Source organism: Lentibacillus kimchii (assembly GCF_055381965.1).
In genome coordinates, this window is the sequence record NZ_AP043934.1 from 2,276,802 (window position 1) to 2,297,175 (window position 20,374).

At 43.8% G+C, this 20,374-nt stretch carries 19 protein-coding genes; 8 read left to right on the top strand and 11 right to left on the bottom strand.

The features are described 5' to 3' along the window. Window positions 1-189: 189 nt before the first annotated feature. Both ACZ444_RS12020 and purU read right to left on the bottom strand, forming a co-directional pair. On the bottom strand, window positions 190-1,707 hold the full coding sequence (locus ACZ444_RS12020; protein ID WP_382358110.1) for an SAP domain-containing protein: 1,518 nt from the start codon (window positions 1,705-1,707) through the stop codon (window positions 190-192). 139 nt (window positions 1,708-1,846) lie between these two features. Then, on the bottom strand, window positions 1,847-2,710 hold the full coding sequence (purU, locus tag ACZ444_RS12025) for a formyltetrahydrofolate deformylase (protein ID WP_382358111.1): 864 nt from the start codon (window positions 2,708-2,710) through the stop codon (window positions 1,847-1,849). 248 nt (window positions 2,711-2,958) lie between these two features. Between purU and ACZ444_RS12030 the strand changes: the two genes are divergently transcribed. Beyond that, the gene (locus tag ACZ444_RS12030) at window positions 2,959-4,083 is read left to right on the top strand and encodes an NADH:flavin oxidoreductase (protein ID WP_382358112.1); all 1,125 of its coding nucleotides are present in this window, start codon (window positions 2,959-2,961) and stop codon (window positions 4,081-4,083) included. Window positions 4,084-4,181: 98 nt separating this feature from the next. Beyond that, window positions 4,182-5,558 carry a S53 family peptidase gene (locus ACZ444_RS12035; RefSeq protein WP_382358113.1) on the top strand — a complete coding sequence of 459 codons (1,377 nt, stop codon included), beginning with the start codon at window positions 4,182-4,184 and terminating at the stop codon, window positions 5,556-5,558. Window positions 5,559-5,649: 91 nt separating this feature from the next. Here the strand turns inward: ACZ444_RS12035 and ACZ444_RS12040 are convergent, their stop codons facing one another. From ACZ444_RS12040 to ACZ444_RS12050, 3 genes are all read right to left on the bottom strand, one after another. Continuing rightward, window positions 5,650-6,036: a hypothetical protein gene (locus tag ACZ444_RS12040; RefSeq protein ID WP_382358114.1), complete on the bottom strand. Its 387-nt coding sequence runs from the start codon at window positions 6,034-6,036 to the stop codon at window positions 5,650-5,652. 268 nt (window positions 6,037-6,304) lie between these two features. Next, window positions 6,305-6,793 carry a hypothetical protein gene (locus tag ACZ444_RS12045; protein ID WP_382358115.1) on the bottom strand — a complete coding sequence of 163 codons (489 nt, stop codon included), beginning with the start codon at window positions 6,791-6,793 and terminating at the stop codon, window positions 6,305-6,307. A gap of 127 nt (window positions 6,794-6,920) precedes the next feature. Further along, window positions 6,921-7,550, bottom strand: coding sequence for a YczE/YyaS/YitT family protein (locus ACZ444_RS12050; protein ID WP_382358116.1), 630 nt, complete (start codon window positions 7,548-7,550; stop codon window positions 6,921-6,923). Between the two features lie 344 nt (window positions 7,551-7,894). Here ACZ444_RS12050 and ACZ444_RS12055 point away from each other — a divergent pair, with 344 nt between their 5' ends. Together ACZ444_RS12055 and ACZ444_RS12060 are read left to right on the top strand one after the other, a co-directional pair. Then, a complete protein-coding gene (locus tag ACZ444_RS12055; RefSeq protein WP_382358117.1) occupies window positions 7,895-8,317 on the top strand; it encodes a ferritin-like domain-containing protein in 423 nt (140 codons plus the stop codon). A 369-nt stretch (window positions 8,318-8,686) separates the two neighbouring features. Then, window positions 8,687-9,019, top strand: coding sequence for a fluoride efflux transporter FluC (locus tag ACZ444_RS12060; RefSeq protein WP_382358118.1), 333 nt, complete (start codon window positions 8,687-8,689; stop codon window positions 9,017-9,019). Window positions 9,020-9,193: 174 nt separating this feature from the next. Here the strand turns inward: ACZ444_RS12060 and ACZ444_RS12065 are convergent, their stop codons facing one another. Then, window positions 9,194-9,520: a hypothetical protein gene (locus ACZ444_RS12065; protein WP_382358119.1), complete on the bottom strand. Its 327-nt coding sequence runs from the start codon at window positions 9,518-9,520 to the stop codon at window positions 9,194-9,196. 549 nt (window positions 9,521-10,069) lie between these two features. On the opposite strand from ACZ444_RS12065, the gene ACZ444_RS12070 reads away from it, so the two are divergent. Further along, window positions 10,070-11,662 (top strand): fatty acyl-CoA synthetase, encoded by a 1,593-nt coding sequence (locus tag ACZ444_RS12070; RefSeq protein WP_382358120.1) that lies wholly within the window; start codon window positions 10,070-10,072, stop codon window positions 11,660-11,662. A 136-nt stretch (window positions 11,663-11,798) separates the two neighbouring features. Here ACZ444_RS12070 and ACZ444_RS12075 read toward each other — a convergent pair whose 3' ends face one another. The 4 genes from ACZ444_RS12075 to ACZ444_RS12090 all read right to left on the bottom strand — a co-directional run bounded on the left by ACZ444_RS12075 (window position 11,799) and on the right by ACZ444_RS12090 (window position 18,012). After that, window positions 11,799-14,204, bottom strand: a complete 2,406-nt coding sequence (locus ACZ444_RS12075) for a penicillin acylase family protein (protein ID WP_382358121.1) — start codon at window positions 14,202-14,204, stop codon at window positions 11,799-11,801. Between the two features lie 202 nt (window positions 14,205-14,406). Beyond that, a complete protein-coding gene (locus tag ACZ444_RS12080) occupies window positions 14,407-16,086 on the bottom strand; it encodes an acyl-CoA dehydrogenase family protein (protein WP_382358122.1) in 1,680 nt (559 codons plus the stop codon). Between the two features lie 28 nt (window positions 16,087-16,114). Next, on the bottom strand, window positions 16,115-17,617 hold the full coding sequence (locus ACZ444_RS12085; RefSeq protein ID WP_382358123.1) for a class I adenylate-forming enzyme family protein: 1,503 nt from the start codon (window positions 17,615-17,617) through the stop codon (window positions 16,115-16,117). Further along, on the bottom strand, window positions 17,614-18,012 hold the full coding sequence (locus tag ACZ444_RS12090) for a MerR family transcriptional regulator (protein ID WP_382358125.1): 399 nt from the start codon (window positions 18,010-18,012) through the stop codon (window positions 17,614-17,616). The genes ACZ444_RS12085 and ACZ444_RS12090 overlap by 4 nt, the downstream gene beginning before the upstream one ends. 113 nt (window positions 18,013-18,125) lie before the next feature. Here ACZ444_RS12090 and ACZ444_RS12095 point away from each other — a divergent pair, with 113 nt between their 5' ends. Genes ACZ444_RS12095 through ACZ444_RS12105 form a run of 3 tightly spaced genes read left to right on the top strand, consistent with a single transcriptional unit; the run spans window position 18,126 to window position 19,169 of the window. Continuing rightward, the gene (locus ACZ444_RS12095) at window positions 18,126-18,290 is read left to right on the top strand and encodes a hypothetical protein (RefSeq protein WP_464433322.1); all 165 of its coding nucleotides are present in this window, start codon (window positions 18,126-18,128) and stop codon (window positions 18,288-18,290) included. A 25-nt stretch (window positions 18,291-18,315) separates the two neighbouring features. Further along, entirely contained in the window at window positions 18,316-18,765 is a 450-nt protein-coding gene (locus ACZ444_RS12100) for a LytTR family DNA-binding domain-containing protein (RefSeq protein ID WP_382358126.1), read from the top strand. Between the two features lie 2 nt (window positions 18,766-18,767). Beyond that, window positions 18,768-19,169: a DUF3021 domain-containing protein gene (locus ACZ444_RS12105; protein WP_382358127.1), complete on the top strand. Its 402-nt coding sequence runs from the start codon at window positions 18,768-18,770 to the stop codon at window positions 19,167-19,169. A 93-nt stretch (window positions 19,170-19,262) separates the two neighbouring features. On the opposite strand, the gene ACZ444_RS12110 is transcribed toward ACZ444_RS12105, so the two are convergent. Next, window positions 19,263-20,255: an SAP domain-containing protein gene (locus ACZ444_RS12110; RefSeq protein WP_382358128.1), complete on the bottom strand. Its 993-nt coding sequence runs from the start codon at window positions 20,253-20,255 to the stop codon at window positions 19,263-19,265. Window positions 20,256-20,374 lie beyond the last annotated feature (119 nt).

Here is a 20,374-nt window from a genome sequence, read left to right on the forward strand (position 1 = left end):
ATTAAGGCGGCGACAAGCGGTTTTAAAAACAACAGTTAATCTCTCCCTCTATTAGTGCTGCTGAACAATATCGCACGTTATCTTTAATGAATTGATACATATATCAATCCATTCTATCGTCACCTCTGCTGAATGGTGCATTCGACAAAAAACGGGTGGTGACAGGCACCAGCGGTGAAATGGTCACTATTAGAGAGCCCATTGCATCCTGCTGATCAGCTGATTCCGGGTTAATTCACCCGTCAGATTAAAAACCTGCAAATCAAAAACTGGATTCGTTTTATCCGAAAAGCTTTGCCATTCTTCCGCGGTATATTTTAAATCAGCCGCCTTAATCAAGGCAACATCTGTGTCTTCTTCTGAAAAAGCCTTTAATTTCTGAGCTTGAGCAACAGCCTCTTTCGTGTAGTCCTGTACGATAACTAAAAAGAGTGTCACGCGCATCTCATCAGAACGAATATAGCGTAAGAATTGGTTAAAATCCTTTTCAGGAAAAGTATAAGGTTCTTCGGTGCTTTTATTATCCCACAAGACAACTTCCCGCTGATTAAATAGCACTTTTCCATCTGCATGCCTAGTACCTTTCATATCAGCCAGCGTTAATCCAAGTTTCTTTTCAAAAGTATAGCGCGTAGCCTTCTCAAAGTCATTTTCTGATTCTACATCTTTATCTATGATTTTATTGATGCGTAATGTCTTATAATCTCTTGCAGCAAGCTCTTCAAAGAAATCGAATAGCCTTGACCTTTGATCTGTCGGATCAGATAAAGTAGGTGTGGATAACTTTTCATAATACTCAATAATATTCTGCACTTTGTCCTCTTTACTTCCACTAATTTTGGCACCTTCAAGTTCGCGTAAAATATCCGTAAGCTCTGACGTTCCAAATATATTGAGAGATGTAGATGGAAGGATATTATGGGTTATAATACGTTTCACTAAATCCCCTTTACGTCCACTGACGCCGATATCCATTTCATCCAGAATCTTCTTCAACTGATCAACACTCAAATCTTGAAGCAGCGTCTTATAAACTTCATCTCTTAATTCAACGCCCATTTCATAACGCAGCGTTCGTTCAATTTCTGCAGGAATAACATAATAAGATGTATCTTCTCGGAAACGCAGGATAAGACCTCTGGATTGCAGGTTAATGAGTGATTTTCCGACTTGCTGCGTGGTGTGCAATTTATTGTGTTTCTGCGGGAAACGTCCAATCTGGCATTCCAGTAAGTATTGATCACGCTTCGATAAGTGCAGTTCTTTACGTAAAACATTTAAAATATTGATCTCATGTTCATTTAGGTAGTCATCTTTTTTCCACGCCTCCGTTAAAACTGAGCTAAATATCCTTTTTGCTTCACTCGGAATAGCCTTATTCATGAAATCGTCGTCGCGGCTCTGGTCTAAAATACCTATTTCCAATTCCTCGACCATTTGATAGAGACCGTTCTCAGTTGAAATATAACCTTCTTGTTCCATTAAGGACATTAAAATCATTTCGTTCAGCAGAGCAACATCTCTGGTTTCCTTAGTAAAATCCAGATTGTTGATAATACGCTCTTCATTTTTGAATTCTTCTATGTTGCGCAGGATGACTTCTCTCATCTCTTCTTCAGTTTCCATATGTACATTTTTTAAAAAACTATCTAAAATGCGACCCAAATATAGTTTGGACATTTTTGGCAAAATACCTTCTAAATACAATGTTATTCCCCCATTATTTATACAAAACAGTCACTGAATTCAATTATATCACAAAAAAACTAAAAGAATGAAAAATTACTTCTAGAACACACCACAGTCATTCGACAAAAAACGGGTGGTGACAGACACCAGCAGGCACCTATACAAATAAAACAGTTTTGTTGCCGTGCACCAGCACTTTGTTGTCTACATGCCAGGAGACGGCGGTGGCCAGTACTTGTTTTTCCACATGACGTCCCGAGATTTTTAAATCATCTGCTGTACTCCGGTGATTAACCCGTTGAACGTCTTGTTCAATAATAGGGCCTTCATCAAGATCATTGGTCACATAATGCGCCGTTGCCCCAATGAGTTTCACGCCTCGATTGAAGGCTTTCACATAAGGATTCGCACCTGTGAACGCAGGGAGGAAAGAATGATGGATGTTGATAATTTGATTGGGGTAATGTGCTACAAATTCAGGCGTTAAGATTTGCATATAGCGAGCCAGGGCAATGAAATCCACTTTCCCTTCCATTAGATTAAGAGCTTTTTCTTCAGCCTGCACCTTTGTTTCGGAGGTTACCGGAATATGATAATAAGGTATGCCATAACGTTCGGCCTCATGCCTTAAGTCGTCATGATTGCTGATGACCATCGGAATCTCCACAGGGATTTCTCCCGATTGCCAGCGCAGTAATAACTCTGTCAGACAATGCCCTTCTTTGGAAACAAAAATAGCCATGCGTTTCCGCGTCTTTTTAGGATTCAACTCCCAATACATCCCGTAATCGCTTGCCAGTGCAGCTAAATCTGCTTCTACCTGATCATAAGATACACGCGAATCTTTCAGCTCAAAGGATATGCGCATAAAAAGCATGCCAGCACTTGGATCCGTTGTATTTTGGTCAAACTGAACAATATTAGCATGATGATCTGCCAAGAAATTCGTAACCGCTGAAATAACACCTGGATTCTCCGGACAAGAAATTAATAGATCAGTAACATGATCATTTGAATTCATACACCCCATCCTTTCCTGTTTATCTCACTCATTCGCACCTGCTGTATCTACTGCTAAAGCAATTATAGCATATTTGTTCACCTGACATCTGCCACATAGCACAGGACAGATGCTTCAGTGCCAGGTACATAAACAATTCTGAATTGTTTATGTACCTGGCACTTATAATTATTCAGCTCAATTTGGTAAATACTTAAACCAGATCGATTGAAAAGCATGACTTGTCAATTTAGAGGAGGACTTTTTGGATGGTATCAGAAAAGACCGCATCCCTTTTTCAGGATTTTTCGTTGAAAGGGATACAGCTACAAAATCGCATGAGCGTTTCGCCGATGACACGTATAAGCGGAACAGAGGACGGTCAGGTCACTGATCGGATGGTCCGTTATTATGAACGATATGCCAAAGGTGGGTTTTCACTTGTTTTTACAGAAGGTTTGTACCCGGATGAACCGCACAGTCAAGGCTATTTCAATCAGCCTGGGATCGCCAGTGAAGAACAGGCTGCAGGATGGGAACCTGTAATTCAAGCGGTGCATCAGCACGGATCTGCCATTTTTGCTCAATTGATGCATGCGGGCGCACTGTCCCAGGATAATCCTCGTACAGAGACTCGAATTGCTCCTTCTCCTGTAGAGCCAAAGGGGGAACAGCTTGCGATGTATGGCGGAAGCGGAAAATTTCCAGTGCCTCAAGAAATAACCAAGCAGCAAATCAATCAGGTTATCACGTCGTTTGCCAATTCGGCGACCCGTGCGCGAAATGCCGGTTTCGATGGTGTGGAGATTCACGGGGCAAACGGTTATATTGTTGATCAATTTTTAACGGATTACACCAATCAGCGTACAGATGAATACGGCGGCAGTCTGACAAACCGCTTACGTTTTGCGCAGGAGGTCATTCGTGCTGTGCGGAATGCGATCGGATCCGATTTTCCATTGAGTATTCGCATTTCGCAATCCAAAATAAACGACTTCTCACACCAATGGGCAGGTGGCGAAGATGATGCAGCTATTATTTTTGAGTCCATTGCTGAGGCAGGCGTCGACATCATCCATATAACGGAATACGATGCGACACAACCGGCATTTGGAATGGGTCTGTCACTGGCAGGACTAGCTAAGAAATACGGCAAGCTTCCCGTTATCGCCAATGGTCATTTAGAAGACCCTGAAAAGGCAGCAAAATTAGTGGACGCAGGTGATGCCGATCTTATCACGCTTGGCAAAGGAGCTCTCGCCAACCCGGATTGGCCAAACCGCGTAAAAGAAGGATCACCACTCAAAGACTTTAATTCAGAGCTCTTAGACCCCCAGGCTTACATTAAAGATCAGGAATTAAGCAGTGCCAGGTACATGAACAATTCTGAATAGTGTATGTACCTGGCACCCATGCAGAGCCCCATCCATGCAAATACGTGCATGTTTTTCCTTCCTACGCGGCAGAATAAGCTATGACAGGAGGTTTTTCTATGAAGATTATTCATTTGGCTCTGGTTCTGGATAGTTCTGAATACAGCCAAAGCGTTGGTCAATGGGCCGGGTCGAATCATTTCGTGATTAAAGGACAGAATCCGTATTATATCGATATCGCGGGAACGCTTGATATCATCTCCCAGGCGTTTCAGGTTGATTTGACGATGCGTCAGGACGGGGCGTGGTACCCACATACGGATCCGGTGAAGCCGACTGGCGTCCATGCAGTTGTCGGTATTGACGCGCGTCCGACCGGTCACCGCTCCGGTCCGCATCAGATCAGTACCGATAAAAAAGGCTTTTATCCAGATGACATTCGGGCGGCTTATAATATTCCGGACTCTTTTACAGGAGAAGGCGAAACCATCGGCATCCTGCAGTTTAATTCCGGATTCAACCAGAACAGCCTGGACGTTTTTACAATGGAAACCGGTTTGCAGGTCCCGAACAATCCTGCCATAGTTTCCGTTGATGGTCAGCAGAATACCAGTGGATCCGCACCAAAAGACAGGGAGGCCACACTTGATATTGAATGGGCCTATGCGATAGCTCCAAAAGCGAAAATGGCTATTTATGAGGCACCCAATGGAACGTCGAGCCGGACTTTCTCGCTACATATGCTGCACGCTCTGTATGCAGCCATGACAGATACCAACAATCAGCCATCCATTTTATCGATCAGTTACGGTGTTTCAGAATCCTCCGTTCCTGATAATGATTTATTAGGCTGGGAGGCACTCATGAATGTGGCCGTATCAAAAGGAATGATCATTTGTATTTCTTCCGGCGATACCGGCGCTTATGGGAAAAACCAACCCAATGTAGCTAAAACACGCAGCGTCTTCGGGCCCGCCAGTTGTCCGAGCGCCTTGTCCATCGGAGGCACAACGCTTGCGATGAATCAGGGAGACGTCGAATCGGAAACAGCATGGACCAATACAAACGATAATGGCGCCACAGGTGGCGGTGTATCCAGCATTTTTCCTATGCCGTCTTACCAGCAAGAAGCCGGCATTCAGGGACAATCACGCGGCGTGCCAGATGTTGCAGCAAACGCGGATCCGAATAGTGGTTATTTTATTACGTTCGATGGCAATCCAGGGACAGTAGGTGGAACCTCAGCTGCCACCCCGGTATGGGCTGGCATCCTGGCGGGAATCAATCAGCAGCGTGAAAACGCGGATTTGCCCGCATTAGATCATATTCATGAAAAGCTTTATGCCCTCGGCGGAAAAGGTTTTCGGGATATTGTATCGGGCAACAACAGTTCCCAGGGAATTGGAGGCTATCATGCCGGACCCGGCTGGGATTACTGCACAGGCTGGGGTGTACCAGACGTAGCCAAATTAGCAGAAAACCTAAACGCGAATTAGGTGCCATCAGACACATTTTTAAAAATGTGCCGGGGTTGCGAGGCGAGCCATGGTCGCCTGCTCCGGCACGTACTTTATGTGTTAAAGCTATTTATAGCGTATTATAGGCATCTTCTTTTGATAGTTCCCCTTCTCTGATAAGTTCATCCTCAGACCGTTTGAAATATCTTAAATAAACGCGCTCGATATAGATATAATGCTGCTTATTCCGAACAATCTCTTTGACATAATAAGCGCCTATCTCAGATTTTATCTGCTCGAACTTCTCGATGCTGTCCCCTTGCACATTGAATATCTGATCAACTCTTCTGCCTTCAGCACTGCGATGCGGCAAGGTCGTTGTTTCTTCGAGATACTCAATATTAATACCATACTTTTCTTTAAAACGTTTGACCAAAAAGTCACCCTTTTTGCCTAACGGAAGCGCAACATTCGGCCATACACAACGTACATAATCTTCCTGAATATATGTGGGCATAGGATATGTCTCCTTATTCAATACATAGATCTATAACCAGTATAATGATTGATTGACAACGTTAAAAGCAGAGGGGCTTGGGTGCCTGTCACTTCCCGGTTCTTGACGAATTATGTCGAATACAAATAGTTGGGCTTGGGTGCCTGTCACTTCCCAGGTTCTGACGAATTATGTCGAATACAAATAGTGGTGATCTATAATGCTGACACAGAGATGAGGCTCCGGCTGTCCTCGACTACCAGAAGAGGAGGGCAGCTTCCCTCCTGCCTCACTGACATAACACCACAACTTGATAAGGCGTGGTTTGCGCTGGGATGCTCTTGGTTGACGGACTATAAACCACGACCAAATCGTGTCCTCCAGGATGCCCCATAAACATTTGTCCGTTGGTGGTCATCACTCGTGTATAAGGATTCATGTTCAGGCTTAATCTGTTGTCGTCACTTACAAGATCCTTGTTAAAATGGCTTACCTTCACTTTGAAGTCTGGGCATTGCTTCACCATGACAAGAGCTGGATACTGAGGCGGGTAAATCAATATCATAGGTGCGCTTGCATCGTAATAGCCGGTTACAATATCCCCCATGGTAATCATCTCCTGATTAAGCACATACGTATCCGGACTGACAATAAAATTGGCAAGCGTCCCTTCTTCATTTTGCAGATGCACCATTTGCACACAGCCGTCCGGAACATCCCCACGTTCAACTTTGCTGATACCCATCACGCTTCCTGTAAACGATCCAAATGTTATCATGCGTTTCGCCCCTTTTCTTTTAAATGGTCTACAGCATGATATGTGTCGGATGCTTAATTGTTTATCTGTGGGAATGCATGGTGCCTGTCACCACCCGGTTTTTGTCGTTTGTTGTCGGATACAACCATCAGGATACCCTCTCCAGTCGCCGGTGAAGTCTATGATGAAGACTTTCAAAGTACGGGAGAAACAGACTGATGATTAATCCTGAAAACAAGGCATTGATAAGTGTTCCAAGACCGATTGCTCCGTCAAAGAAAAAGGCAAGAATAACCAGAACAATACTAATGAGAGAACGGGAATACGTTACACTCAAGCCTGTTAGATTCGTCACCACAAGCATAGCCCGATCGAGCGGATTCGGTGCAATCGATGACTGCAGATAACAAGCAGTCCCAAGACATGTAAAGAGAAGACCCAACAGATAATAACCAAATTCACCAGCCCAAGCTTCAGGAATTACCACATTTTCCAATAAAAATAACCAGGAATCAATACCAATCCCTGTTATAACAGATGTAATCATCGCAAAAAGCTCAGGACGCCTTTTTTCCGCAATGGCATTGAATATAAGCAGAGACAACCCGAGAACTACCTCCCACGTACCTACCGTGAAGCCAAACGTACGATTCAGACCAACCAGTAATGAATCGTACGGGGAAGTACCCATCATTGATAAAATGGTAAGAGCGATCCCAAATGTCAGAATCAAAATGCCAACTATATAAAAATGAATACCAGCACGTACCAGCCGCATACGAATCATCCTTCCTCCTCCGGATGGTGCCTGTCACTTCCCGCGTTTTGTCGTTTTTTGTCAACATTGATAACAAGGGTGTGTATCTAAATTAAAAGATTTCAAGGTACCATTGTATATCATATCGATGCACTTCACCAAACCCCGATCTAAACAACGTCATCCTAAGATGCGTAACTATTATTAGAAATTTCTTCTTTTGTATTTACAAATTATAATAATTATAATATAATATATATTGTAAATAGATATCGCAAGGACGTCTGCATCCTCTTGGATCAGCTGCAGACCTATTGATTGAGTTTTTGCACCTGCTTTTAAATCATACAAAGGGAGAGATAACCATGAATCAAAATGTACAACAATTAGTTGACGGATTAAATGTTGATTTGGCACATGAATACGGAGCTGCTATTCAATACACATATAGCGCAGCGGTCGTTACTGGCATACACCGTGCTGCTTTAAAAGATTTTTTCACAGAGGAAATCAACGATGAAATGGGCCACGCCCTTTATCTTTCTGAAAAAATAAGTGCACTTGGCGGCGTTCCAACAACTGAAGCAGCATCAGTTGAGCAGCCTGCCGAAACGACAGAATTGCTAAAAGCGATCAGGAAAGCTGAAGAAGATACGATTGAACGCTATGAAACTCGGAGAAAACAAGCGGAAGATCTAGGCTACACGGATCTTGTCGTCAAACTGGAAGATATGATTGCAGACGAAACCAAGCATAAGGAAGAAGTAGCCAAATTGCTTGATAATTAATGAAAAGTGCCAGGTACATACACAATTCAGAATTGTGTATGTACCTTGTTTATGTACCTGGAACCCAACCTCCAAGCACCTCCATTCTTTGAGTCACTCGATTGCGCGCGGTGCCTGTCACTCCCCGGTTTTTGTCGGTTTTTGTCAATAAGACTGTAAATGGTATACTCGCCATGAAGTACATTTCTGAGCTGTTAAAGCGTTTGCAAATCGACTAACCCTATTAACTTAAAGTCTAACATAGACAGTTTCATTAGGTGCGATAAAAATAGATAATTCAAATTGTTTAGAGTTGTTTATGTATCTGGCACCTCTTATTTCCAGTATAGTGATAAAAGTCCGCTTTTTTATAAAAAAGGATGAGAAATGATGATTTATGTTCTAATCGGTATAGCCGGAATGATCGGAGCGTTACTCCGCTACGGATTGAGTTTGATTTTTGGCTTTTCAGGTGACACTATACTGGGGCTGCTTGTCGGAACAGATATCAAAACGTCGTGGCACCTGCTTTTTGGAACGGGTTTTATGGGCGCTTTTACGACCTTTTCAACCTTTAAAATTGAAACGATTAAACCTTTATTACCAAAGCAAAAAGAAAACGCTTATAACCTACCTGGGTATAAGTTATATCGACGGTATTTTATTAGCGTTTCTCGGATTAATCATTGGCATGCATTAAAGAAATTCTTACCACGCTCTTAACCAGTCGTTGCCATCATGCCAGGCAATCGCATAAGATGCGCCATAGCTCCAAGTGACACGTGTGCAATAGCCTCTATCTCATCCCCTGAATCCATAACAGTTTACATTAATCGTGAGCGATAATCTAAACCTTTTTAAAGGCTTGCATATGGATGCGACAACAGAATTCTATCTTCAGCCAAAAAATATCTGGACTGTTTTCTCAGCTTTAGCTGCATAAAAACAATTGTTGAAAAACTTAAGAACTTCCGTTTGCTGCAAGTCGTCAATTGTGTTCGTCTCACCGGAATATTGAAAATGATACTGCCTATATTGATCCAGTGCTTGTGCAAGCTGATCCTCAGAAAACGTGGCTGCATCACCAGTTCCGCTCACGCCTGCATGGTATTCATCAACATCCAGAAGACTATAAACCGAACCAGATTTTATATCACCCATGGTAAAGCGCAAATAAGCAATGATTTCGCCGGCCTTATTGGTTCCGAAAATATCATGACTCATCTTTAACAGCTCCTTTATATTAAATTCTCTGTACACCACACGAGCATCGTCATCTAAGGGATTTCATTTTAATGAGGTCCGAGTGAAGGTTAGGTGCTGGAGATCGTTTATGGAAATAAAAAAACGTGTCTTGCTTGCGTTCACCAGACTTTGAATGGACGCAGAGGGAAATAGAGGTATTGCTAAATACATCATAAGCAGTCGCCAATCTTTTGTCAAAATAGCATTTGAGCGTGAGATTGCGTTAAAAGGGCATTATCAAAACACGCTGATACTCGAAATATCGTTTTCAGTTCACAAGCGACCCTTATCTACTTGCTAATCCACCGGTATTTCAATTTCAATTATTTTGGTGATGGTGCCTGTCACTTCCCGGTTTGCTCCTGCTTTACGGTCTTAAATTTGTATATCGCCGATGTCGTATAGGAGTGTAGCACTATAAGTGTTAAAATATTATGATTTAAATCATATTTAACTTATGGTTAACTTATACTGAAATAAAGAAGCTTGTTCAATCGTATTTTTTAGACCATAAAGGAGTTGGTGATGATGAGAGCAGATACGTTTCAAGACACAGACATTTTATTACAGCGAGCGCGTCGAAATACACTTGGGGATTTACTTGTACGAACGCGGGAACGGATGCCGCATAAAATGGCACTCACTTACAACGATCAGCGTTTAAACTACGCAGAACTGGACGATCGGGTTAATCAGACGGCACATGCTATGATAACTGATGACATCAAAAAGGGCGATATGGTTGCGGTAATGTCCAAAAACAGTCTGGATTTTGTCGTTGTTAAGTTTGCTTTGGCACGTATTGGAGCGATTATGATTCCAATTAACTATATGCTAACCCGTGAGGAAGTCCGATACATTTTAGAACATGCAAATGTTAGCAATCTCATAGCTTCTAAGGAGTATGCCCCTCTATTGGAACACGCAGCGACGAATCTTGTTATAAACCACTGCTATTTAATGGATACAATTGATGTTTCTGATGTGGAATTGGCTGCTTGGACAACATTAGCTGAGGCACGTGAAGACCATTCAACAGAATTTGTCGATATTTCGATTGACGATGATGATGTAGCACAAGTCCTATATACAAGCGGTACCGAAACTTCCCCAAAAGGCGTTATGCTATCTCATAAAAGCATTATCAGCGAATATGTCAGCAGCGTCATTGATGGGAAAATGGAGTCACGGGATATTCTGGTTCATGCGCTGCCCTTTTATCATAGTGCTCAGCTGCATGTATTTCTTGGACCAAGCATCTATCTTGGTTCCAGCGGCATTATTCTCGGATCCGCCGACCCAGACAGCATTCTTAAAACAATTGAAAGGGAAGGCGCAACGCAGCTATTCGCACCTCCGACTGTATGGATAGCGTTGTTGCGGCATTCAGACTTTGACAAATACGATCTGTCCAGTTTAGAAAAATGCTATTACGGTGCTGCAATTATGCCGAAAGAGGTCCTGAAGGAATTAGCTGAGCGACTTCCTAATGCGAGGTTTTGGAACTTTTATGGTCAGACAGAAGTTGCTCCGCTGGCTACAGCACTCCAACCTGAAGATCAGCTGCGTAAACTGGGCTCAGCAGGTGTCCCATCGCTTCATACGCAAACAAAAATTGTGGATGATGAAAACAATGAAGTACCCTGCGGCGAAGTTGGTGAAATTGTGCATCGCACGCCACATGCCATGAAGGGTTATTTGAACGATCCGGAAAAGACAGCCGAGGTTTTTCGCGGTGGATGGCTGCACAGCGGTGATCTTGGCGTAAAAGACAAAGAAGGGTACATTACTATAGTCGACAGAAAGAAAGATATGATCAATACCGGCGGCGTCAATGTGTCCAGCCGTGAAATTGAAGAGACTATTTATCAAATGGATGGCGTGTCTGAAGCAGCTGTTATAAGCATTCCAGATGCCTATTGGATTGAAGCTGTAAAAGCTGTCGTCGTCCCCAAGGAAGGTATAGAGCTGACCGAAGAAGCCATTATTACATTCTGCAAAGAGCGGATGTCAAAATTCAAGGCTCCCAAACAAGTGGATCTTATAAATGAACTCCCTAAAAATCCCAGTGGCAAAGTCATGAAGCGCACACTTAGAGACAGAGACAAAAGTGAAACATAGGCTGTCAGCTAATGATTTTATTTTCTGGTTCCTTGTGGAAAGTATCCCATATCGTTTTTAAACCAGACAAGACCCCGCAAGATATCAATTTCGCGGGGTCTATCTATTTTTATTCAGCGAAACAGGCTCTCTAACTTCATGGCTTCAACTTCAGCGTCTCGCCCTCTTCCATCTCAAAACGTGTCGTGTGGTAATCGCCTTCTACCCAATCGTCTACTTGGTCGTCATACCAGTCACTGCGGAAATGACCGAACTGGCCGGGGCCGACAATGTGATAGCCGGTGTCAAGATCATCCGTATCCGTAACAAAGCGCCAGGAAGCCCCGTGATCCACCAGACCGTCTTCACTATAGGACGCTGCCATTGGTGTCACACTGCTGCCATCAACCGGAAGCGGATCCTTGTTGTTAAAAAAGTATTCAAGAACCGGATGAATACCTGATAACGGGTGCTCGAACTGCACTTGGTGATAATCCCCCCATGCCCAATCATTCATATCATCACCGAATTCGTCAGCCAATTGGTCCAACGTTTTCGTCAGCGATTTATCAAGCACATCCTCCAGACCGCCTGCTTCCTCTATCCAAACAGATTGTTCACCGTCTAAAGCAGCACGCAGTAATTGATCGGTTGTCTGCCCTTCTGCACTAAACAGATCCATCATCGATTCCGGGATGTCGTCACCATAGATCACTGCCTGTATTTCCTCATACCAGCGGCGAAAAATCAGCGGTTCAGCATCCTCCTTGTCATCAGAGAAATCCCATTCCCCGAGCCGCTCCAGGGCGTTTTCCTCACGGTCGTTCAGTGACGCATCTTCCAATACATCTAAAAACTGGGGCAGGAACTCTTCTGCCTGCAGATCGGTGGTGTCCATTTGCAAATCCTGCATATCGTCTGCCGTCAGATTGTCGCCGGATTCCAGCACCTCGGCAATACGCTCATAGCGGTACGGCTGGGCCCATACGTTGCTGATGTGATAGGGGTAGTCATCACCTGTGATCTTATTATTCGCTGTTGCGATAAACCCTTTATCAGGATTCACAACCCTTGGTAATTCGTCAAATGGTATAAAATCATCCCATTCCGTTTCTTCCTTCCATCCTTCAAGTGGGAGCAGCGCATCTTCGCCGTCGTCATATATCGGGATCCGTCCGTTGGCTTTATAAGCAATCGTGCCATCTTTGGATGCGAATACGAAATTCTGCGCAGGGGCGAGAAACTTTTCCAGACCCTGTTCAAATTCATCCCAATCCGACGCTCGGTCAATCTCCAGAATGGCTTCCAGCTCGGTTGTTGGGTCAAGTGCCGTCCACCTTAAAGAAAGCACCTCGTCCTCGCCACTTTCTTCAGCAAATTCGGAAACGATCGGTCCGTGCCGCGTTTCTGTCACCTGATAATCAATCGTTTCGCCGTCTTTCACTTTAATCGGCTCATCGATCACATCAGCCTCTTCCCATTCATCTTCAAACAAAAATTCATCCGCATTGTCCGGGTTCCGTTTTTCGACATAGAGCTGCTGAACATCCGGGCCAACATTCGTCACACCCCAGGCAATCTGCTCGTTATGTCCTAAAATAATTCCTGGAATACCAGCAAAAATAACGCCGTCAACCTTCATATCGTCTGTTTCCAAAACCATCTGCACCCAAATGGATGGCGTGGCGAGACCCAGATGCGGGTCATTAGCCAAAAGCGGCGAGCCATTTTCTGTCTTTTCCCCGCTTACAGCCCAGTTGTTGCTGCCGTTAAAATCATTAGGAATCACAGCCTCATCAAAACTGCCGGCTATATCCATCTCGCCATCACCAATAATTGCTGGTTTATTGTCGGGGTAATCCGGAAACAGTTCCATTGCTTTATCTTCGGGAAATCTGTTTAAAGCGTAATAGTTGAATGCCTGGCGTTCCCAATGACCGCCGAGATCAAAGGCCATATATTTGCCAATGGTCAACGAATCCACAACTGTCCATTCAGCTGGTTCGATGCCCATCAGCGTAAACTCAACCGGAAGACTTCCTTCCTCAGTTGCATCCTCTATATAGGCATTAACGCCGTCTGCAAATGCCTGGAGCACGGCTTTGGATTCATCAGAATACATATCGTAAGACGCTTCGGCAGCCCGTCTCAGGCCAAGCGTGCGAAAATATTTATCCTGATCAACGGCTTTCTCTCCGACCACTTCACTTAAGGTTCCCGAGGCCTGGCGCCGTGACATCTCCATTTGAAACATCCGGTTCTGTGCCTGCACATAGCCCTGTGCCATATACACATCATGATCATTGGACGCAGTAATATGCGGAACACCACTATCGTCCGTGACAACCGTTGCCTCCTGCTCTAAACCTGGCAGGTCAATTTCTCCCTCCAGCTGCGGAAGTGATTTATTTATGTATTCGTTTGCATAAAAGATAATACCAATTAATAATAGCAGCATGATGCCCAGCGTGATCCATATGATTTTTTTCCAATTCCGTTTTTTCCCCGTTTTTGTGTTCAGAGTCTGTTGTCTCTCCTCCAAAAAAGTCCCCTCCTTAATCATTGCTAATCATTATACATGAATGGAAGCGAAAATTCTATATTTTCAAATAATAAATTTCGAAAATTCCGCTGACACTGTCACCCCACACAAATCCGACATTATTTGACAAAAACCGGGTGGTGACAGGCACTCCCCCGGAACAGGCACCACCCAGGATCCGCGCGGAACCAGCTACCTACGAGACAGAGCAGACACCCGATGTCTAACCAACAATGGTGGCAAAGTGTTTAAGTGTTATGGGATTCTCTTGAAATTCATGTTCTTGCCATAGATTATGGAGGAATACCTCAGAAATGGCTTGCTGTCTTTGATTGCCTTTACCAAAGGCTTCGATCGCAGTGACGCTCTCTAACAGATCAGTCATTTGTTTAGCTGCCTTTTTAGCATAATAGATTTGTTTATCCTCAGATAACGTCTTAACCGCTGCTAGTCTTTCAACTAAATCATTTAGTTTAGATTCCACAAATTCTATCCAGCCTATGACGTCATCTGAAGCGTCTTCTTGCTGTTCTGTCCGCACCGTCGTCAATCGGTCATGCATGTCATCTGCAAAGAGATGCTCCACCTGGTATTTTTTTATCAGCCGCAGTACTTCCAGAGCGAGGATGTTTTCGCTTCCTTCCCAAACGGTTAGAACCTGAGCATCCCGCAATAATCGCGGCGTTACAAAGTCCTCAATATACCCATTCCCCCCATGCATTTCAATAGCTTCATGTGCGAATTGAATAGATTGCTTGGCGGTTTCCACTTTTAATGTCGCGACATAAAGCCGGAATAGTATGCGTTCCCGTTCGGATACGTCTTTCGAATCGGGACCCATCACCTTATCCATCAGCGTTATCATGTTAAAGACAGCGTCCATTTCCACTTCCTGCTTGGCTGCAAGAACACTTAACGTTTCCTCAACCATAGGATAGTTGACCAACTGACTGCCGAACGCTTCCCGGTATTTGGCATAATCTCTGGCTTCCAAGTAGGCACGGCGCATAATCCCCAGCGACGAGATGGCATTGGAAACACGTGACAGGTTCAAAGCTTCTGCCATATAGTAGAATCCTTGATTTTCCTCACCTACTAAATAGCCTTTTGCGCCGGTAAATTCGACTTCGGCTGATGGAACCGCCCGAACCCCTAATTTATCCTTCAGTCTCCGAATCCGCAGCCGATTTCCAGCCCTGTTTTCTTCCCACGGAACAAGGAATAAACTCAATCCTTTCGTTCCTTCCGGCGCACCATCGAGACGCGCGAGCACCATCGCCACGCCACAGGCACCAGCATTACTGGCAAAATATTTTTCACCAGTAATGCGGTAGATTTCACCGTCACGCTCAGCTCTGACGTCATTAGCACCGACATCAGATCCGCCTTGGCGCTCCGTTAACAGCGTAGCACCTTCATACAGCTCAGTATCCCCTGTTGCCAGAACATGCGGCAAAAATCTTTCTTTCAGCGCTGCCGAAGCATAATGATCGATTAAATAGGCTGTTGCCATAGTCAGGGCAACCGGACAGTCGAAACCAGGCTCGGCATGCGCTAACAAATAGTTTTGCGCATAGGAATAGACATAATTCCCCTTATGTCCCAGTTCAGGAATGTCCTTATGAATATAGCCGACAATGCCCGTGTTATACGTTTCCTCAACTGTTTTTTTGTACCCTTCATTCAGCCAGACATATGATATCTCATTTCCCATTTTGTCATAGGGGATGAGTTCAGGCTGACCTTTTCGATCGGTATGAACCGCCCGCCTGTCAATCTCACCCGCACATAATGCACCAAACTGATCCAGTTCGTTATCGGCAAACACCAAAAAATCCGGAGACAAACGTTCCTCGAGTATGGTTTTTAGATGAGGATCTTCCCTGTAAAAATTCGTATTCATATGAACCTCCCAACATTATTTAGCCCTTTTACTCACGCAATTGAGTTTTTAACAATTTCCCTGTTGCATTTCTTGGTAGCGCTTCCAAAACGTCATATAATTTCGGCACTTTGTCGTGCGCAATCTTTCCTTCCAAAAACGCGCGGCACATACCCTCTATATCGTGAACATCTTCTTCAGGCACAACAAACGCCTTGACAGTTTCGCCCCAGTCAGGATTCGGAACACCAATGACAGCGGCTTCTGCAATGTTTGGATGCGTGCTGAGAACATTTTCGATTTCTTTCGGATAAATATTAACACCGCCGGATATGATCATATCCTTCTTCCGGTCGATCATCCAATAATAGCCGTCTTCATCCTGTTTGGCCATATCGCCCGTGTAAAACCAATTATTCTTGAGCACCGCATCTGTTTTCTCTTGTTCTTTATAGTAACCTTTCATATTGCCTTCACCCCGCAAGATGATCTCGCCGATTTCGTCTGTTTTGACTTCAAAGCCGGATTCATCCACCACTTTGATTTCACACTGCATGGCAGCGCGATTGCCAATACTTCCGGCTTTCGTATCCTGGGCATCAAAGGTTAGAATCGTCCCATTCGGACCCGCCTCCGTTGGACCATAAACACACATTAGCCGATCGGTAGAGAAGGCATCTTTGACCAGATGCACATCATGCTGGGACAACGGCGCTCCGCCATAAACCCAATACTGCATTGACGACAGATCGTATTGCTGAATATCAGGATGCTTGGCCGTGGTCAGATAGGCAACCGGCGCACCGAAAAAATGCGTTGTTTTTTCCCGGTCGACTTTTTGCAGCAAGGTCTCCGGCGAAAACGCTGAAGCCAGGACGTGAGTAGCACCCACATAAGTACCTGCAATCAGAAATAAATGCAATGGTGCGGAATGGCTTAAGGGCATCATATGAAGAACTCTGCTTTCAGGACTCATAGACATTTCAATACAGATCATAGTTGCGACCGTCAGGATATTACGATTCGTGAACACAACACCCTTTGGCAGCCCAGTCGTACCAGATGTATAGAGTATTGATGCTTCATCCCCCTCGATTAAATCACAGGGAATATCATCAGGTGACCCTTGCTCGAGCAACCTTTCAAATGAATACCATTCGCCCTTTTTATGTCCTGTTTTTATATAATCGAGATTCGCTTCCTGAGGCAGATCCTTCACCTGTTCAAATACATCTTCATGCGTAACAAATACTTTGGCATCACTTTGCCGCACGATATATAAAATTTCCTGCTGGACAAGTTTGGCATTAATGGGGATAATAATCGCGCCCAGCCGGTGCACAGCAAAATACGTATATAAGAATTCTTTCGTGTTTGGCATGTGCAAAACAACTTTATCGCCCTTGGCAACCCCGAGTTTCCGAAAACTGTCAGCCAGCTGATTAACATGCTGGTTCCATTCGCCATACGTGATGCGATCGGAATCGGTAACAATGCCTTCATGGTTCGGATTTTTCCTTGCCTGATGAGCCAGCAGTCCGGATATATTCATACCTTTTCTCCCTCCAACGCATGTAATTGCTTTTGAAAGTCATCCATTAAATCCGCCATTTCCGAACGAAGAAGCATTAGATCATCAATTTGCGCCGTTATCTCCTCTATTTTGTCTCTGCCATAGGCCATCGTCTTTTGCATCTGGGCTCTGCCGGATGGGTCGTGATCAAACAACTGAATCATGTCGCCAATCTCTTCCAAGTTAAAGCCAAACTTTTTGCCACGGATGATTAAGCGCAAACGGACGTATTCTTTTCTAGTAAATAAGCGCCGTTCTCTCTCACTGCGTTCTGGCTGCAGCAAACCGATCTCTTCATAATACCGAATTGTCCGCGTCGTAATCCCGAATTGCTTGGCGAGTTCGGAAATGGTATAGACCTCACCTTCACTCATAAGCATCCTCCCTTATGCAATTTTCTAACAATTAGTATAACATTAACGTTAACGTCAAGTTCAAGTGCAGATGCCAGTCTATTAACAGTGCCTGTCACCCCTGCTTTTCCGACATGAAACGACAAAACCCGGGTGGTGACAGGCACCAAAGTGTGCCACCCGCTGGAGCAGGCGCGTCCGATTGTTTCGTTGATAAGCTGAATATGGCATGTTATACAAAATTGGCGGCATTTTATACAAATGTGGTAGTCAGATCTGTCATTATTTCTCATAATTAAGACAGATCGGAGGTGAGCTGCATCAGTGAAAATTCAAATTGATATCGACGAAAATAATGAAGAACCGTTTGTCACGATTCATGCTAAGGAATGGAGTGAAGACTTGAATGCTCTGGTTAAAAAAATCAAGAATTTAGACCCAGGCCGTATTGTAGCAGTCGACGGGGAACAATCGGTACTGCTCCAGCCAGAGGACATCGACTACGTATTTTCCGAGGGACGCAAAGTCTTTGCGGCAGTGGGAAAGCAGCGTATGGAATTAAAAATGAAGCTATATGAAGTGGAAGAATTGCTGGTATCACAAAAATTCCAGCGGTTTTCAAAGTCAGTAATCGGGAATATTGAACACATTCAGCGATTCGAAGTAGCTTTCAACGGTAATCTATGTGTTTATTTTAAATCCGGAAACAAGGAATATGTATCACGTAATTATGTCAAAGCATTAAAAAATCAGCTTATGATGGGAGGTCATTAAAAATGGGGACTAAGATTTTATTTCGAAGTATGATGGGGTTTGCTCACGGCGGCATATTCACGCTGATTTACATGACCATTTTAAATTTCTCAATTGACAGCGACAACTTGTCCCGAATTTGGCTTGCAACAGTCGTATTCATGCTGATCGGTCTGTATTTCGGCTTTGCATCTTCCATCTATGAAAATGAGAATTGGAGTCTCTTGAAAAAAACGATCGTGCATTTTTCAGTATCACTTGTTGTTTTTCATATTATCATGCTTGGCACCGGACTTCAGTCACTGGAAGTCTGGCCTATTCTCCTGAACCTCACTTTATTCGTATTGATTTACGCGGGATTTTGGATTGGTCATGTTCTCTATTACAAAAAAATGATCAAAGACATGAATAATTCAATTAAATAGCATCATCCTCAAAAAATAACTCACACACAGTGCCTGTCACCCCTGCGTTTCCGACATAAAACGACAAAACCCGGGTGGTGACAGGCACGTAAGCTAAAGAGTCGCTAATAAACGCTGAAAGCATGCTTCCTGGTCCAAAGAATGAAATGGCAATGAAGAGGAAACATTTTCCCAGGCTTGTCCGAACAGATCTTGAATGGATTCTTTATCAAGATCAAGCTTGGCATATAAGTTTTCAATATTATTTATGATACCAGGAACAATCTGCACACGTTCGGGACTTTCGAGGCCATCACCGTTTTCAAGACCACTTAAATCGATTATAAAAATCTCCAGATAGTATAGAAGGGCATTCTCAAAATCCTCTTCTCGCTGCAGTTGCTGAGCCATATGATGATAAACGTTTCTATATGAACGAAAGTCCTGATTCTGGTAATGCGTTACTAATGCATTCTGAAACAGCGCCCAGGAAATCTCACTATTACTGGGCTGATAATCCAATTGACTCACATACTTAATAGCTTCACCCATATTATAAATACCATCTTTTGATTCGTTCTTATGAGCTGACACAATATAGTCGTAGTCATCTAAAGCCTGCTGACCTTTTGACGTTCGTTTAAATGGCTTTTGCTGAATATAGTTATGAATGACCGCTTCGTCTAAATAATCCATCAAACGGTCGATAAGCTCTTGTTTTTTTCCGGAGACCTTCAGCTCATTTTGCCTTAATATATCTTTGAGTTCAGGTACTTTAAATGACTGTAATGATTCAACCAAACCAGCTTCCGTCATAAATGCTTCTTCCCGTAATTTAGCCACGGACGTTTCGGGGTCCAAGCCATATCTATCAGAAAAATAGTCGGGGATGTTCGAATTCGTGTCCTTGCCATCCATCCAATCAATTAAGAGAACCTCACCTGGCAATAGACCATTCGATAATGGCTCAAGATAGATCGGGTCCAGTTGCGTTTCACTGTCAGCCGTTTCAGACACGTTAACATTTGATGCTGATTGTTCTTCGAGAGCTTTCGGGGCTGATTTATCCTTACCCACGATTCTTTTTAAAATGTTAAACAAACCCACGCTTAAATCCACCTTTTTCTCTAGTTTGCATAATAAGTGACGTCTATTTCCGGAGCCTTCTTTATCTCCGTCATGACAAAGCCTGCGTATCGAGCAGTGTCACCACAATATAAGTGCTA

Coding starts and splice junctions, on each gene's coding strand:
- purU (WP_382358111.1), bottom strand. CDS start 2,710: ATGAATTCAAATGATCATGTTACTGATCTATTAATTTCTTGTCCGGAG.
- ACZ444_RS12030 (WP_382358112.1), top strand. CDS start 2,959: ATGGTATCAGAAAAGACCGCATCCCTTTTTCAGGATTTTTCGTTGAAA.
- ACZ444_RS12035 (WP_382358113.1), top strand. CDS start 4,182: ATGAAGATTATTCATTTGGCTCTGGTTCTGGATAGTTCTGAATACAGC.
- ACZ444_RS12040 (WP_382358114.1), bottom strand. CDS start 6,036: ATGCCCACATATATTCAGGAAGATTATGTACGTTGTGTATGGCCGAAT.
- ACZ444_RS12045 (WP_382358115.1), bottom strand. CDS start 6,793: ATGATAACATTTGGATCGTTTACAGGAAGCGTGATGGGTATCAGCAAA.
- ACZ444_RS12050 (WP_382358116.1), bottom strand. CDS start 7,550: ATGCGGCTGGTACGTGCTGGTATTCATTTTTATATAGTTGGCATTTTG.
- ACZ444_RS12055 (WP_382358117.1), top strand. CDS start 7,895: ATGAATCAAAATGTACAACAATTAGTTGACGGATTAAATGTTGATTTG.
- ACZ444_RS12060 (WP_382358118.1), top strand. CDS start 8,687: ATGATTTATGTTCTAATCGGTATAGCCGGAATGATCGGAGCGTTACTC.
- ACZ444_RS12065 (WP_382358119.1), bottom strand. CDS start 9,520: ATGAGTCATGATATTTTCGGAACCAATAAGGCCGGCGAAATCATTGCT.
- ACZ444_RS12070 (WP_382358120.1), top strand. CDS start 10,070: ATGAGAGCAGATACGTTTCAAGACACAGACATTTTATTACAGCGAGCG.
- ACZ444_RS12075 (WP_382358121.1), bottom strand. CDS start 14,204: ATGATTAAGGAGGGGACTTTTTTGGAGGAGAGACAACAGACTCTGAAC.
- ACZ444_RS12080 (WP_382358122.1), bottom strand. CDS start 16,086: ATGAATACGAATTTTTACAGGGAAGATCCTCATCTAAAAACCATACTC.
- ACZ444_RS12085 (WP_382358123.1), bottom strand. CDS start 17,617: ATGAATATATCCGGACTGCTGGCTCATCAGGCAAGGAAAAATCCGAAC.
- ACZ444_RS12090 (WP_382358125.1), bottom strand. CDS start 18,012: ATGAGTGAAGGTGAGGTCTATACCATTTCCGAACTCGCCAAGCAATTC.
- ACZ444_RS12095 (WP_464433322.1), top strand. CDS start 18,126: ATGAAACGACAAAACCCGGGTGGTGACAGGCACCAAAGTGTGCCACCC.
- ACZ444_RS12105 (WP_382358127.1), top strand. CDS start 18,768: ATGGGGACTAAGATTTTATTTCGAAGTATGATGGGGTTTGCTCACGGC.